This is a genomic window from Afipia sp. GW822-FHT04G07 (genome assembly GCF_058800765.1).
Genome location: NZ_JBXAMP010000001.1, coordinates 2,053,581 through 2,068,125, shown reverse-complemented (window position 1 = coordinate 2,068,125; position 14,545 = coordinate 2,053,581). Strand labels below are relative to the sequence as shown.

Sequence of the window (14,545 nt, the reverse complement as noted above, 5' to 3'; positions counted from 1 at the left end):
CAGCGCCTCAAACCCAGACACTACACGGCTCAAAGCCGATCACTTGATCTCAGGGGCAATCATCAATGATCAAACGACCATTAGTTCACTACGGGCGCATGCCCGAACCGATCACGCCTTATCAAAAAGCAGCCCAAGTTTGGGACGAACGCATTGGATCCGCCCGCGTGCAAGCCAAAAACTGGCGGCTGATGGCGTTCGGTTGTCTCATACTGTCAGCCGGTCTCGCTGGTGGGTTGGTCTGGCAATCAAGCCATGGGTCGATCACGCCCTGGGTGGTCGAAGTCGACCATCTTGGCCAAGCCCAGAGGGTTGCGCCGGCCAACTTCGACTATCAACCGACTGATGCGCAGATCGCCTACCATCTGGCGCGCTTTATCGAGGATGTCAGAGGTCTGCCGGCCGACGGCATCGTTCTACGCCAAAACTGGCTCCGGGCCTATGATTTTACGACCGATCGCGGCGCCGCTGCGCTCAACGACTACGCGCGGAACAATGACCCCTTTGCCAAGCTCGGTAAGGCGCAAATCTCCGTCGACGTCTCGAGCGTCATTCGCGCGTCGTCGGAAAGCTTTCGGGTCGCATGGACCCAGCGCACCTATGACAACGGTTCGCTGAGCTCGACCGAACGCTGGACCGCAATTCTCACCATCGTGATCGAGATGCCCCGCGATGCCGAACGCCTGCGCAAGAATCCCCTTGGCGTTTACGTCCGCGCCATCAACTGGTCAAAGGAGTTGAGTCAGTGACCAAGACGCCGTTTGACGTTTATTCGAAGCGCCCCGCCCCGGACTGCGGGATCGGTCCCACTTGGCCCGCGTTCTTGACCGCGAAGCGAGCAGTTTTGTTTGCTCTCCTGCTTGGTTCCTCGGCGCTCGGTGGGTGCGCGACCTACATTCCTCCGGAGATCAGCTATGACGCCGAAGTGCCTCCGTTACCGGCTACGCCGGTGGCTCTCGACGACAGATCGCGACCGCTTCACATTCCACCCCTCTGGAAGCCGGCTCTCGGCGGCAAGTCGGGAGGGAAGGAAGACGCTGAACCTGTGAGCCGGGTTGAGACAGCAAATAGCGCGGCCCGGGTCGAACCGCGCAAGCGAGGGTATTTCAACGCAGCGCAAATCTACGCCTACAGTCCTGGGGCGCTCTATCAGATTTACGCCGCGCCGGGGCAGATCACGGATATCGCGCTCGAGGAAGGAGAACTTTTGACGGGATCAGGGCCGATCGCGGCCGGAGATACCGTACGCTGGGTCGTGGGCGATACCGAGAGCGGGAGCGGCGACACACGGCGCGTCCATATCCTGGTCAAGCCGACCCGAGCCTCGATCGAGACCAACCTGGTGGTCAATACTGACCGGCGCACCTACCTGATTGAGCTCCGCTCTCGCGAGCGGCCGTACATGCCATCCGTTGCTTGGTACTATCCTGAGACGGTACGCGAACGGTCGCGTTCAGCTGCTCTGAAGCCCGTTCTTCCGGACCCAGCGCAGCGTATCTCCCGCTATTCCATCGAAGGCGACAGTCCTCCCTGGCGGCCGCTAGCCGCATATGACGATGGCCGCAAGGTCTACGTCGAATTCCCGCTCGGCATCGTGCAGGGCGAAATGCCTCCGCTCTTTGTCATCGGCCCAGACGGCAAGACAGAACTCGTCAACTATCGCGCCTACGGCAATGTGTTGATCGTCGATCGGCTGTTTGCGGCCGCCGAACTCCGGCTCGGCGGTGAGCACCAGCAGAAGGTCAGGATTGTCAGGACCGACGGGAGACCGTCGTCATGAACACCCGGAATGAAAACGATCACGAGCAAGCAGTTCCGCCGGAGACACAAGCGGAGCAGTCCGAAAGTTTCCGCTTGAGAGCGGAGCATCCGCGCGTGACGCGGTTGTCGCGGAAGGTCTTGGCTGGCGGGAGCGCGGTTGCCCTGCTTGTTATCGGCGGAGCAGTGTTGTGGTCACTTCAGAGCAATCGTGCTCGAAATCAGGCGGCCGATGAGCTTTACAGCACCGACCATCACAATGTTGCCGACGGCATTACGACCCTGCCGAAGGACTATGCTGGCGTTCCGCGCCAGCCAATCCCGCAGCTTGGTCCGCCGCTCCCCGGTGACCTCGGTCGACCGATCCTTGCCGCTCAAGGCCAGTCGCCGACGAGCGGCGCTGATCCGGACCAGCAGCGCCGGGATCAGGAGACCGAAGCAGCCCGCATCAGTCATCTGTTCGCTTCGACCAATGGACGAGAAGTGCGTCCGTCCGCGACTGCGGCTGTTGGAAGCGAGCGGGTCGTGCCACCGAACGCAACGAGCACCGGCGACGATGGATCTGTGCAAAACGGTCAGGACCGGAAGCTTGCCTTCGTCAACGCCTCTGTGGACCGTCGCACGGTAAGCCCTGACCGCATCACCAGGCCGGCCTCACCGTATGTCGTGCAGGCTGGGACGGTCATTCCGGGTGCCCTGATCACCGGGATCCGATCAGACCTTCCGGGCCAGGTTACAGCGCAGGTAACCGAAAATGTTTTTGATACCCCGACCGGCCGCTTTCTGCTTGTGCCTCAGGGAGCGCGTCTGATCGGCATCTACGATAGCCAGGTCACTTTCGGCCAGTCCCGCGTCCTGCTCGTCTGGACCCGGCTGATCATGCCGAACGGACGTTCTATCGTTCTCGAGCGGCAGCCTGGCGTTGACGCTGCCGGGTATGCAGGCCTCGAAGACCAGGTCGACAATCACTGGGGTGAGCTGTTCAAGGCTGCGGCCCTATCGACGTTTCTGGCGGTCGGGACCGAACTGGGTGCCGGCTCGGACACCAACAGCAACGACAGCGCAATTATCCAGGCCTTGCGACACGGCGCCTCGGACTCACTGAATCAAACCGGACAACAGGTGGTTCGGCGCAGTCTCAACATCCAGCCGACCCTGACGATCCGCCCGGGTTTTCCGGTTCGTGTCATCGTCAACCGGGATCTCCGCCTCGAGCCTTACACAGGATGACAACCTCAATGACGAAGCTGAAGATCGCCGCCGTCCCAGACGACAAGCCGGTGAAGGTGACCGCGGAGTTGCCTGCATCCGTCCACCGGGACCTTGCTGCGTACGCGGAGGCAATCGCGCGTGAAACGGGTCAGCGCGCCGATCCAACAAAATTGATCGCGCCGATGCTGGCGCGGTTCATGGCGGCTGACCGAGGATTCGCCCGTCTACGACGCGCGTGTCAATCGCCGAGAGATGGGGAGGAATAGCGCTCCGCCAGCATTTCGAGAAAGCGGTTGAGGGCTGGATTCTCGTTGTCAGCGCACCAGTGTGCAGAAAAGCCGATATGGCTTGATCCTGTCCCGTCCCGTAGTTCGCGATATTTCAGTCCGGCGAAACTCGCGCCCATATCGGACTCCATGACGAGGCTAATGCCTAGTTTCATACTGACGAGACCCTTGATCATGCTTCGGCTGACGTCGTGTCGGTCGATCTTGGGCCGATCGTCCGTAGATACAAATTTCGATATGATGAGATCTTCAAACTCGCGGCTGGAATCGTGATGGCTTAGTAGTACGGTTTCGTCGCGAAGATCGGTCCAATAAACCGCGTCGCGCGCCGCCAAAGGGTGATCCTCAGGCAATGCAACGAGGACGCGTTCGCTCCAGACCCTGAGCGTCTTGTTGTCCGATGATGGCGTGTCGCTCGTAACGATGAGAACGTCGAGTGTTCCGCTCCGGAGCGCGTTCATAAGCAAAGTGCGCGGCCGTTCGGCTATAGCGAGTTCGATCCGAGGAAATCTCGTTCTAAAGTCGAGGAGGGTAGTCCGCAGATTGCCTGCTGAAATCGACGTGCAGAAGCCGACCGAAAGGTGGCCAGTTTCGCCACGACCAATTGATCTGCCGGTTGCAACGAGTGTATCAACCTGCTCCAGCACCATTCTTGCGATCCGCACGACTACTTTACCAGCAAGTGTTGGCTGGACTCCCGCGGTCGACCGCTCAAACAAGCTGGTCCCGACTAGGCGCTCGAGTTGGCCAATGGAGCGGCTCACGACAGAATGTGGAATGGAAAGTAATTCAGCGGCTTGCCGAAGACTTCCACAGTCGTTGGCAACGACTGCAAACCGAAGCAGGCGCAGGCCGATGACGGGCATTCCGGTCGTGCGCTGCTGGTTGTCAATGTTGTTGATTTCCATCATGCCTGTAGCCCGTCAGTAGGCGAAACTGCGTCCCAGGGGTCCGCTGTGCGACCGTTCTAGGCGACGCGCAATACAGGCGCCCAGAGCACTGGCCCGGAAAGTCCGCCTGCCCCACGGAGTTTCGCGAGCGCCGCACTGGAGATATCCAGATATCCAGCGACGGCGAGAGTGTTCCCAATCTTAGAGGGAGCGCCGATTCGACGTAGCGGCCACCCAGCGCGCCGCAGGATCCTTTCCATTCGGGCGTCGGTAACGGTAACAATATCGCTCAGATGCCGCGAAAGCCCAAATTCCACCATGCCAGCAAACAACTCGTAGGTGGCACAAGCTATTCCGTGTTCTCCTTTTGGTGTGTCGAGTCTAGCGTCGATCGCAAAGCGGCTGCTTTCCCATATCTGCGGACTCATGGGCATCGGCTGACCATTCAGAAGCGCGGGAAATGTGTCGCGGAGCATCGTCGGTCCCTTGGTTGGAAGCAGGCGGACGCAGCCTTGTACCCGGCCGTCGTCCGAGAGTTGGGCGAGGTATGCCGGATGCAACGAGTCGAACTTGTCAACTTCCATGTCGCCGCTAATTTGAACGTCCCAGTCCATCCGGACCTTGAAGACGCGATGTCGTAGTTGGTGTATTGCAAAGAGCGTATGGGAGAATTCGCCGTACCAAGGCTCCGTGATGAGCTGAATCATGACATCCTCCAAGGTTGCCATGATTCTTTGAGGCGAAGTTACGCTAAGAAGCATCACCCCTAGTTGTGGGAGGAGTTCGCCTTAGTTTTGCTGTTCTCGTTTGGCAGCGGCCACGCGTAGTGCCGCTTGAACAACGGTTCGCACTCCCAATTTTGCTTTCGCGTTGTTCAGGTAAGAGATAGCAGTGTGATGCGATATTCCCAGAATGCGTCCGATGTCCCAAGCGCTCTTGCCGCGGGCGGCCCACTCCAGACATTCGAACTCGCGGGCGGACAAAGCTGCTCCATCAACACGAAGATCGCTCGCGAGTTTGCGGCGAACGTGTGAGTGGAAGAACATCGCCATCAACTGAAGCATTCGAGGGTTCGACGTGACGAAGCGTTCGAATTGAGCTTCCCGTTGGTTGCCGGCAAAGGTGACGGCGGCAACGGGGCCGTGTCCGTCATGGATAGGAACGGTGAATCCTAGCCGAATGCCATATTGGGAGGCTTCGTCCAGCAACCGCTTCTGTGCCGGCGAAAGATATCGTTCGGTCGATCCGATTCCCCAGCGAAACGGCTCGGTGTCCCGTAGCGCCTGCATGATAACCGGATCGATCCGTTCGTAGTGGCTCCTTAGGTAGTGTGAAGTCCACTCCTTTGGGTATGTCGACATAAGACGGGGTGTCCCATCGAGCTTTTGCGGTAGCGCGAGGTACGCAAAGCAAGACAGGTCGAGAGCCGCGGCTGTGACGGCCATGGCTCCCGAAAGCTCTGCTTGATCTTCAGCGCTCGAAAGATGATCAATGAAGTCTTGAAATATGCGATGCATGTCGAGCTAGGTTAGGTGGCGTCGGTACTTGATCTCCGGCACGGCTGTCCCGGTTAAACCTTCCTTATCGAACGGTCAGAGCAGCACGGACATCGTTGACGATTGCGGGTGATGTCCAAAAGGGTACTCAAATCCATAAAAGAAGCCCGGGACCCGTCATCGGACCCCGGGCAGTCTAGGGAGGACGCCCTCAGGCGCTTGCTGCCATTTACTGACACCTTCGCGTCAGACCGCCGACAACGAGCGGGACCACGGGAAATCAAGCGATGGCCTGTGCGATGAAAGGCAGGGTTTCAGATTGTTCCTGCCATTGAGGGAGAGAACATTGGGTCACTTCCCGGCAATCAACTCTGCAGCTTTCTCCGCCATAGCCATGATCGGCAGATTGGTGTTTCCGCTGATCACGGTCGGCATAAGTGAACCGTCGATAACGCGTAGATTGTCGATGCCCCGAACCCGAAGCTTGCTATCGACCACGGCGTCGCGATCCTCACCCATGCGACATGTTCCGACCGGGTGGTAGATCGTTTCTGCGCGGGCTCGTATCCACTTTTTGCGGGATTCCGTGCTGGTAAACGGATCGATATCGAGTTTGCGCTTAATGTGTTTTCGGAGCGCCGGCTGATCGATGATCTCGCACATCTGCCGAACGCCTTCTTGCATGCTGACGAAATCACTTTCATCGGATAGAAAGCGGGGGTCGATCGCCGGCGCGACGAAGGGATCGGCCGACCGCAGGCGCAGCGTTCCACGACTCTTCGGACGAAGCTGGCATACGCGAATGGCAAAGCCGTGCGGGACGCGCTCGCCCTGCGGCGGGTTTCGCAGCGCGACGATGAGATGAGCCTGCCACTCAGGCCACGATGAGGTTTTATCGGGCCCCCAGAAGGCTCCGGCTTCGACCCCCTGTGAGGTGCCGGGCCCCGTGCCTCGGAGCATATATTGTGCGCCGGCCAAGGCACCTCTGAACAATCCGATGTACGGCGTCAGTGTGATCGGCTGCGACGCCTCCAATCGAATTGCGCAATCCAAATGATCTTGCAGATTGCTTCCAACGCCGGCGGAATCGAGCACCGGCTTGATGCCGAGTGAACGGAGGTGATCGGCCGGTCCAATTCCTGACAGCATCAGTAATTGCGGCGAACCAATGGCCCCGGAAGTCAGCAAGACTTCTCGTTCGGCCGAAACGGTGACCTCACGCCCGTTGTGGTCAATGACAACACCCCGAACGCGCGTGCCTTCGACCGCGAGGCGCCGAACCTGAGTGTTGGCCATGATGGTCAGATTGCTTCGTCCTTTCCCCTGGTCGAGAAACTTGAAAGCACCTGAACGCTTGCCGTCTGAAATCGTAAGTTCGTAGAAGCCTGCGCCCATCTGAGACGGACCATTGAAGCCGTTGTTCTCGGGGAGGCCTGCCGACTTGGCGCTCTCAATAAATGCCTTCGAGATTGGATGCTGCAACACGCCATAAGAAAGTCGGATCGGACCCGAATAACCTCGGTCCTGATCGGGCTGGGACGTTACCTGGGCGGCGTCCTCGATTTTTCTAAGGTAGGGGCGGAGGTTTTCGTACCCCCACCCACGACAGCCTTGCGCTTCCCATGAGTCGTAATCCTGAGGATTTCCCCGGATCGCAATCATGGAGTTGATGGCGGACGACCCTCCCACCACCTTGCCACGGGGAATATAGATCTTGCGATTGTTGAGTTCGGTCTGCGGTTCGGTCCAAAATTGCCAGTTATGCTTCGGACTCGTGTAGAGCACGCGAATGCCCGCCGGCATGTGAACGAAGATTGAAGAAGAGGGACGTCCGGCCTCGAGCAGCAACACCTTGACGTTGGGATCTTCGCTCAATCGAGCGGCGAGCACGCATCCTGCCGATCCTGCGCCGACAACGATATAATCGTATTTCGAGAGCTTCATCCTCCGTCCCCTATTTCAAAAGCCGACGATCGGTTCGTTTTTGCGACCAGTTTCGCCAAGGTCAGGCCTTCCCGACTTGCAAAAGCCATCGCCAAACTATAATTGGTCCTACCAATCAGGTCGATCCAATTATAGCGACGAAGGCCTGGTAGTCAACGGAGAGCTCGTCTCATGTTTCAATACCGGAGGATCGTGGCCGCGTTCCTGCTCCTCGGCGCAGGGCTCGCCGTTTTGCTGCTCGCTCCTGCCAAACCTGCCATCCAGCCGGACCAAGAGACGATTCGACGAGTGATATGGGCTCTTGGCCCCTAGCCGACTTCGGGACGTCCGATATCGATGATCCGTCGCTCACTTAGATCTTGGATGGCCGCCGAGTCGTACTTCAGTATCGACTTGAGGATGTTTGCAGTATCCTCGCCTCGCCGCGGCGGTCCTTTGGCATATTCGATCTTCGTTCCGGAAAACTTTATCGGATTGGCGACGAGAGGGGCTGTTGTTCCGGAAGAATGAGGAAGATTGACCTGCATCTCCCGATGGATAACCTGAGGGTGAGCGAACACCTGATCCAGCCGGTTGATCGGTGCGCAAGGCACGCCCACGGGCTCCAGAATGGAAATCCAATGCTGGGTCGTCTGCTGTATCAGATGCGCATCGAGTAGGGGGATGAGTTGATCACGATTCTTAAGCCGGTCGGTGTTAGTGACGAAACGGCTATCGGTTGCCAGGCCGCTTAAACCAGTAGCTGCACAGAACTTCCGGAATTGCTGATCATTACCAACGGCGAGCACGAAGGAACCGTCGCTGGTTCTGAAGACCTGATATGGAACGATGTTTGGATGCGCGTTGCCGAACCGTTTCGGCGGCGTGCCGGTCGTGAGGAAATTCAAATTTTGGTTGGCGAGAACCGCGACCTGGACGTCCAGCAGTGCCATGTCGATATGCTGTCCTTCTCCGGTGCGTTCGCGATGCAGTAATGCGGAGATGACGCCGGCGGCGCTATACATGCCAGTGAGAATATCGACGATCGGAACCCCGACCTTCTGCGGACCCCCGCCTGGCTTGTCATCACTCTCTCCGGTAATGCTCATCAGGCCGCCGATGGCCTGAATGGCCATATCGTATCCTGCGACGTCCTTCATCGGGCCGGTCTGGCCATAGCCGGTGATGGAACAGTAAATGATGTCAGGCTTGACCCTTTTAAGCGCCTCGTAGTCGAGGCCGTAACGCGCCATGTCGCCGACCTTGTAGTTCTCGATCACGAGATCGGCTTGCTGGGCAAGTGCGCGCACAATGGCGCTACCCTCGTCAGTCGATATATCGACGCATATCGAATGCTTGCCGCGATTGGCGCTCAGGAAATACGCGCTTTCGGTCGTATCAATTCCACCGTCTTTCCGCAGAAAGGGCGGGCCCCACTGCCGCGTATCGTCGCCGGTGCCAGGGCGTTCGATCTTCCAAACCTCGGCTCCTAGATCAGACAGCAACTGCGCTAACCAAGGCCCCGCGAGGATTCTCGAAAGATCCAGCACTCGATAACCTGCCAACGGTCCAGCCATCACGCTTCCTTGAAGTCTGCGGGTCAAATAGCCGCGCGCCGTGCGAGGCCGCACTAACTATATGTGGAGCGACCAGATTGGTCAAACCAAATGCTGCTTGACACCGCGCATCACGCGACATACGGTCCTGCCAAATTGGTTTAACCAATTAATGAAAATACCGGGAAGAACGTGAAGGTCTGGCTGTATGGCGCGAGTAACTCTCCAGAATGTCGCGAAATCCTTTGGAGGAGATCGAGGGCCATGGGCCGTTCAGGACTTTTCGTTGGATATTGCCGATGGCGAACTGGTCGTGTTCGTCGGCCCGTCCGGCTGCGGCAAGTCCACGACGTTGCGAATGCTCGCCGGTCTAGATGACGTCACATTCGGCAAGATTCTGATCGACGGAAGGGACGTCACCGCGCTTCCGCCGAAAGATCGCAACATTGCGATGGTTTTTCAGAACTACGCTCTCTATCCACAGAAGACGGTCTTCGAAAACATGGCCTTCGGCCTTCGGGTCCGTAGGACGCCACAGCAGGAGATCGATCGTCGGGTGCGCAGCGCGGCATCAAGTCTCGGATTGGAGGCCCTGCTGGAGCGCAAGCCACGCCAATTGTCGGGTGGTCAGATGCAGCGCGTAGCGCTTGGTCGCGCGTTAGTCAGAGATCCCGACGTATTCCTCCTCGACGAACCCCTCTCGAACCTTGATGCGAAGCTGCGGGTCCGGACGCGAGAAGAGATTGCGACGCTACACGCCCGATTGGGCGCGACGATGATATTTGTTACCCACGATCAGGTCGAGGCCATGACGCTCGGCGATCGTATCGTGATCATGCGTGACGGATTCATCCAACAGGCGGGCAGTCCGCTTGACCTTTATGATCGGCCCGCGAACGCCTTCGTGGCGACTTTCATCGGGTCTCCAGAGATGAACCTGATTGATGGCGGGTTGATGCGCGACGGGGGCGCGCTCGTAATGCGCTCCGGCGGTTTGAGCGTCAACTTGCCTGCCCAGTCATTCTCCGAAGCGGAAAGGGATGTCACGCTTGGCATTAGGCCCGAGCACATCGAGCGCGCGGAAACCTCCACGGCTTTTGAGCTGGTAGTCGGCTTGGTCGAGCAAATCGGCGCGCAAACCTATGTGCTGGGTAAGATCGATGGCAACAAAATCCGCGCGGTATTTGCTCGGGACGATGCGCTGAGGGCGGGCGACCGAATTTTTGTGAATTTGTCTCAAGAGAAGTTGCACCTGTTCTCGCGCGAGAGCGGCAAGACACTGAGGCGGACCTCGACGAAAGGCGAAAATGGCAACGGGAGAGAACTTCATGGACAAGCTCAGCTTAGGCGCGCCGAGTTCCAAGGCTAACGTGAGCGACATCGATCGGCGGCGTTTTCTCAAAACGACGGCTGGTGCAGCGGCTGGCATCGCGGGCTCACTTTCCGCGCCCTATGTCAACGCACAGTCCGGGGTAACGCTTCGCATTTTGAACGCTGAAACGACTGCTGCGAGCCAATCGGCCTTGCGCGATGCGTGCAATGAATACGAGAGCAAGTTCGGCGTAAAAATCGTCGTCGACTCGACGCCGATTAGTGGTGGTTATGCGAAGTCGATGGCGGCCATCAATGCTGGCGCTCCTTACGATATCGCCACGGCGGGATACATTGCGCACATCTTGCAATACGCGATGGCGGGTCACATCGTGCCGTTGACGGATCTTGTCAAAAAATATTCGTGGGGGAAGCAGGGAACCTGGTCATATAAGGGAGAAAATTGGTTCTATCCCTATGACTACAATTTGGTGACGGTTTTCTACAGAAAAGATCTGTATCAGGAGAAGGGCCTGAAGGTTCCCAACACATGGGCCGAGTTCCTTGAGAATTGCCGGGCGCTGACTGTCGCGAAGGATGGCAACATAGAGCGAGGGGGGTGCGTCATACCGCTCGCGAGTGACAGTGCCACCAACTGGGCGAGCTTCGGCAACTTGTTTGCAGACGCGCCGAAGTTTTATGACGACAAGTGGAACGTCGTTCTCGATGCGCCGGGGAATGCCGGACCGACCGGCCGTTTTCTCGATCTATATGCCGATCTTTATAAAACGATGCCGGCTGGCATGAACACGGTCAGCTATGCTGAGCTGATGAGTCTTTTCGCGACGGGAAAGGTTGCGCATACCGTCTATTCGGGCCGCGTAGTCGAGGCGCTGGAAGCTCGCAATCCGGACCTCGCAAACAAGTATGGTATTTTCGCTTCTCCAGACAGTGCTGGTAAGCAGAACGCACTGTCCTTCGCCTTCGATGGCTTTATTCTTTACAAGACTAAGCAGACTGAGGCGGCCTTTAAGTTTCTACAATGGTTTATTGACGCGCACTATATTCGCTGGCTGCACTCCGCCTGGATGAATTTCCAACCGGCGCGATTGGACATTTACGAAGATCCACGGTGGAAAAATCATCCGATGATTCAGAAGCATTGGGCGACGATGGAGCAGATGAAGTCGTTCATTGATGAAGACAGCAAGACGGTTCTTAACTCAATAGATATGACGGGTCCGTCGTTTGATCTGCGACCGTGCAAGGTCTTTGATGCGAACATTATGCCGGAGATGCTGCAAAATCGGGTTCTTAAGAACATGTCGTCAAGCGACTGCGTGAAAGCCGCCGCCGATCGAATCCGAAAAATTGGCTGAGCATCGGAACTGGTGAATAGAGGCCCGAGGCTATGCGACAGGACTGGCGAATCATCGGTTTGTTCATCGGGGGTGTACTGGTACTCGGTACAATTGTTGGCGGACCTCTCCTCTATTCGATAAAGCTCTCCTTCTACACAGCGGCGTCGTTCATCGACCCGCCGCAGTGGGTGGGACTTGGCAATTACGTGAAGGTTCTTAGTGAGCCGCTGTTCTGGGGCTCGCTGTTAAACGGTGTCACGATCGCCATCTCGGCGATCGTGCTGCAAGTCGTTCTCGGCGTCACCATTGCGCTCGTCCTCAATAGGCAGTTTGTGGGGCAGACTGTCGTGCGGGCGCTGTCAATCGTGCCGTATTTTCTTCCGACGGTCGTCGCCTGCCTCATCACGCAGTGGATTCTTGATCCCAACTACGGCCTTCTCAAGAGTGTCTTCGCGTCATTCGGATATGGGATGTTCGATTGGGGAGGTAATTCAACGAGCGCGAAGGCGACTATTGTCCTTGTTAGCGTTTGGATCTGGACGCCGTTTGTCGTGACCTGTGTTCTTGCCGGCCTTCAATCCATTCCGGCTCAACTGTATGAAGCGGCCCGGGTCGATGGAGCAGGGGTTATGAAGCAATTCTGGCATGTCACGCTGCCAGGATTGAGGTCAGTGTTGATCGTGGTCATCCTCCTGAGAGGGATCTGGATGTTCAACAAGTTCGACGTGATCTGGCTTCTAACGAAGGGCGGACCGCTCAACGAAACCGAGACGCTTCCCACGTTGGCCTACCGAAAAGCGTTTCTCGAGTTCGACTTGGGAGGGGGGGCCGCTGTCGCCACCATCTCGTTCTTGATGTTGGCGAGCATTATCTTGATTTACCTCAGGGTTTTTCCGATCGACGAGGCCAAGCAGGGACGATGACGATGTCGACTCAAAATCAAGCCCGCTCTGCTGCCGCTGTCGTCGTTGGTTCACGAGCGGTGCGGATGTTGCATAGCTCTAGCGGCTCAGGAAGAGAAATCTCAGACTCCACACCTTCAGTCTCGCACGGGAAAACGACGCGGTATTACGGCAAGTCGCTGAAGCAGATTGCCGGCCGCGTCGGTTTGTATGCCGCGGTTGCGCTAATCTGCATCTATTCCTTCTTCCCGATCTACTGGATGATCCTCTCCAGTCTGAGGTCGCCCGAAAAGCTATTTCTGGATTCATCCTTGGTTTTCTGGCCACCCGATCTAAGCTCTTACAAGTCACTCTTGCAGCTTACGAACTATCCGGCGAATTTCGTTAATAGCGTCATGATGGCTATGGCTACGATTGCCGTGGCGACGACGCTGTCATCATTCATTGCTTATGGAGCGACGCGTTTACGGTTTCGGGGCAAAACGACGTTGGTCGCGTCCATGCTGTTCGCCTACATGTTTCCGCCATTGATGTTGGTTATTCCGATGTCCGCCTTGTTCCGAATAGCTGGCTTAGCCGATAGCTTGTGGGGCCTGCTAATCGCTCACCTGGCGATTTCGCTGCCGCTGGCGGTGTGGCTGCTATGGGGCTTTTTCAAATCGATGCCGTTCGATCTGGAGGAAGCGGCAATGGTGGACGGCTGTTCCCAATTCGGCGCCTTCATCAAGGTGGTCCTTCCGCTTTCGGCCCCCGGCTTGATTACGGTCGGCATCTTCTCGTTTTTGCTGTCCTGGGCGGACTACGTATTCGCGCTCATCCTCATCATGAGTGATGATCGCAAGACATTGCCCGTGGGCTTGGCATCAATGCTTGGCGCGCAAGATCTGCGTTGGGGTGAGATACTCGCCGGCGCAACCCTTATTGCTCTGCCGTTGTTCGTTATCTTTATGTTCTGCTATCGATATTTCGTCGCAGGGCTGACGGCGGGTGCGCTCAAAGGTTAGGCACTGTTCGAGCGAAGCACGTCCTCGTGCTTCGCGCTAGACCGTGGGTATTTCGCGTAGAGATGGCGGACGGGGTGCCCGGCAAGACTAACGTTTTGTGACTTTGGTTTCCCCTAGAAGCGATTGCCATGCCTCCACTGTTCGCGAGAGGTGAGCGTTCATCTGTTGTTCGGCTAGGCCTACCCGCCGCTCTTCGATCGCTTCCAAGATGGTGCAATGGTCCTCATAAGATTGTCGACCTCGATTTTGGTCGGCAAAGTAGACCTTCCGTCGATGCCTGGACAGTTCGTAGAACGATCTCGCCACGCGCAGCAAAATGTCGTTCTTGGTTGCAGCAAAAATCGCAAGATGGAACGCCTCGTCCTCGCGCTCTATGCTTTGCTTTTTGGATAGGCGCTTGTTGGTCTCTTCAAGTATGGCGGTGATCTCGCGAATGTTGTCCGCGGTCCTGCGTGTGCAGGCCAACCTGACCGCCTGCCCTTCGAGCATGCGCCGGACCTCCATGACGTCGGCGATTTCCTTGGCCTCGAATGGAACTCCGGATTCAGCATAAAGCACTAGAGCATCGATGCTGCTCTCTTCGATCTTTCGCAGATAGATTCCAGAATTTGGGCGCCGTTCTATCACTCGCATGGTTTCAAGTGCGGCCAGAGCCTCTCGAACCGCGCCGCGACTGGTGTCGAACTTTTCCGCAAAGTCGCGTTCTGATGGCAACCGTTCGGAGGGCTGATAGCGGCGCTCACGGATGAAGGAAAGGATCTTTCCGATGGCGTTCGAAGGAGCCTCAAGCTTGTCGGTTCGATTTCGCTCAGTCATCTAAAATATCCTGCCTGGTCCTGCCGACC

Annotated in this window: 14 protein-coding genes; 8 read left to right on the top strand and 6 right to left on the bottom strand. The window is 57.3% G+C overall.

From position 1 onward, the window contains the following. Window positions 1-65 precede the first annotated feature (65 nt). Genes trbF through AC1RKJ_RS10165 form a run of 4 tightly spaced genes read left to right on the top strand, consistent with a single transcriptional unit; the run spans window position 66 to window position 3,236 of the window. Window positions 66-749, top strand: a complete 684-nt coding sequence (gene trbF / locus AC1RKJ_RS10180; protein ID WP_006018735.1) for a conjugal transfer protein TrbF — start codon at window positions 66-68, stop codon at window positions 747-749. Beyond that, window positions 746-1,780, top strand: a complete 1,035-nt coding sequence (trbG, locus tag AC1RKJ_RS10175) for a P-type conjugative transfer protein TrbG (protein WP_006018736.1) — start codon at window positions 746-748, stop codon at window positions 1,778-1,780. The genes trbF and trbG overlap by 4 nt, the downstream gene beginning before the upstream one ends. Beyond that, window positions 1,777-2,988 carry a TraB/TrbI/VirB10 family type IV secretion system protein gene (locus AC1RKJ_RS10170; RefSeq protein ID WP_006018737.1) on the top strand — a complete coding sequence of 404 codons (1,212 nt, stop codon included), beginning with the start codon at window positions 1,777-1,779 and terminating at the stop codon, window positions 2,986-2,988. The genes trbG and AC1RKJ_RS10170 overlap by 4 nt, the downstream gene beginning before the upstream one ends. Window positions 2,989-2,996: 8 nt before the next feature. Continuing rightward, window positions 2,997-3,236 carry a DUF2274 domain-containing protein gene (locus AC1RKJ_RS10165; protein WP_006018738.1) on the top strand — a complete coding sequence of 80 codons (240 nt, stop codon included), beginning with the start codon at window positions 2,997-2,999 and terminating at the stop codon, window positions 3,234-3,236. Here the strand turns inward: AC1RKJ_RS10165 and AC1RKJ_RS10160 are convergent. The 5 genes from AC1RKJ_RS10160 to AC1RKJ_RS10140 form a co-directional block, all read right to left on the bottom strand. Then, window positions 3,209-4,165, bottom strand: coding sequence for a LysR family transcriptional regulator (locus AC1RKJ_RS10160; RefSeq protein ID WP_013500405.1), 957 nt, complete (start codon window positions 4,163-4,165; stop codon window positions 3,209-3,211). The two genes, AC1RKJ_RS10165 and AC1RKJ_RS10160, sit on opposite strands and share 28 nt — an antisense overlap. A 59-nt stretch (window positions 4,166-4,224) precedes the next feature. Continuing rightward, window positions 4,225-4,854, bottom strand: coding sequence for an acyl-homoserine-lactone synthase (locus AC1RKJ_RS10155; RefSeq protein WP_006018740.1), 630 nt, complete (start codon window positions 4,852-4,854; stop codon window positions 4,225-4,227). Between the two features lie 81 nt (window positions 4,855-4,935). Beyond that, complete coding sequence (locus tag AC1RKJ_RS10150; protein WP_013500406.1) at window positions 4,936-5,664, bottom strand: LuxR family transcriptional regulator; 729 nt, start codon at window positions 5,662-5,664, stop codon at window positions 4,936-4,938. 330 nt (window positions 5,665-5,994) lie between these two features. Beyond that, a complete protein-coding gene (locus AC1RKJ_RS10145) occupies window positions 5,995-7,587 on the bottom strand; it encodes a GMC family oxidoreductase (protein ID WP_006018742.1) in 1,593 nt (530 codons plus the stop codon). 308 nt (window positions 7,588-7,895) lie between these two features. Further along, complete coding sequence (locus AC1RKJ_RS10140; protein WP_006018744.1) at window positions 7,896-9,143, bottom strand: CaiB/BaiF CoA transferase family protein; 1,248 nt, start codon at window positions 9,141-9,143, stop codon at window positions 7,896-7,898. Window positions 9,144-9,330: 187 nt separating this feature from the next. Between AC1RKJ_RS10140 and AC1RKJ_RS10135 the strand changes: the two genes are divergently transcribed. Genes AC1RKJ_RS10135 through AC1RKJ_RS10120 form a run of 4 tightly spaced genes read left to right on the top strand, consistent with a single transcriptional unit; the run spans window position 9,331 to window position 13,700 of the window. Next, window positions 9,331-10,491, top strand: coding sequence for an ABC transporter ATP-binding protein (locus AC1RKJ_RS10135; RefSeq protein WP_006018745.1), 1,161 nt, complete (start codon window positions 9,331-9,333; stop codon window positions 10,489-10,491). Next, entirely contained in the window at window positions 10,451-11,812 is a 1,362-nt protein-coding gene (locus AC1RKJ_RS10130) for an ABC transporter substrate-binding protein (RefSeq protein ID WP_006018746.1), read from the top strand. Before AC1RKJ_RS10135 ends, AC1RKJ_RS10130 begins: the two co-directional genes overlap by 41 nt. A gap of 32 nt (window positions 11,813-11,844) precedes the next feature. Next, window positions 11,845-12,717, top strand: a complete 873-nt coding sequence (locus AC1RKJ_RS10125) for a carbohydrate ABC transporter permease (RefSeq protein WP_006018747.1) — start codon at window positions 11,845-11,847, stop codon at window positions 12,715-12,717. A 2-nt stretch (window positions 12,718-12,719) separates the two neighbouring features. Continuing rightward, entirely contained in the window at window positions 12,720-13,700 is a 981-nt protein-coding gene (locus AC1RKJ_RS10120; protein WP_006018748.1) for a carbohydrate ABC transporter permease, read from the top strand. 87 nt (window positions 13,701-13,787) lie between these two features. Here the strand turns inward: AC1RKJ_RS10120 and AC1RKJ_RS10115 are convergent, their stop codons facing one another. Further along, entirely contained in the window at window positions 13,788-14,516 is a 729-nt protein-coding gene (locus tag AC1RKJ_RS10115; RefSeq protein WP_006018749.1) for a FadR/GntR family transcriptional regulator, read from the bottom strand. Between the last annotated feature and the right edge of the window lie 29 nt (window positions 14,517-14,545).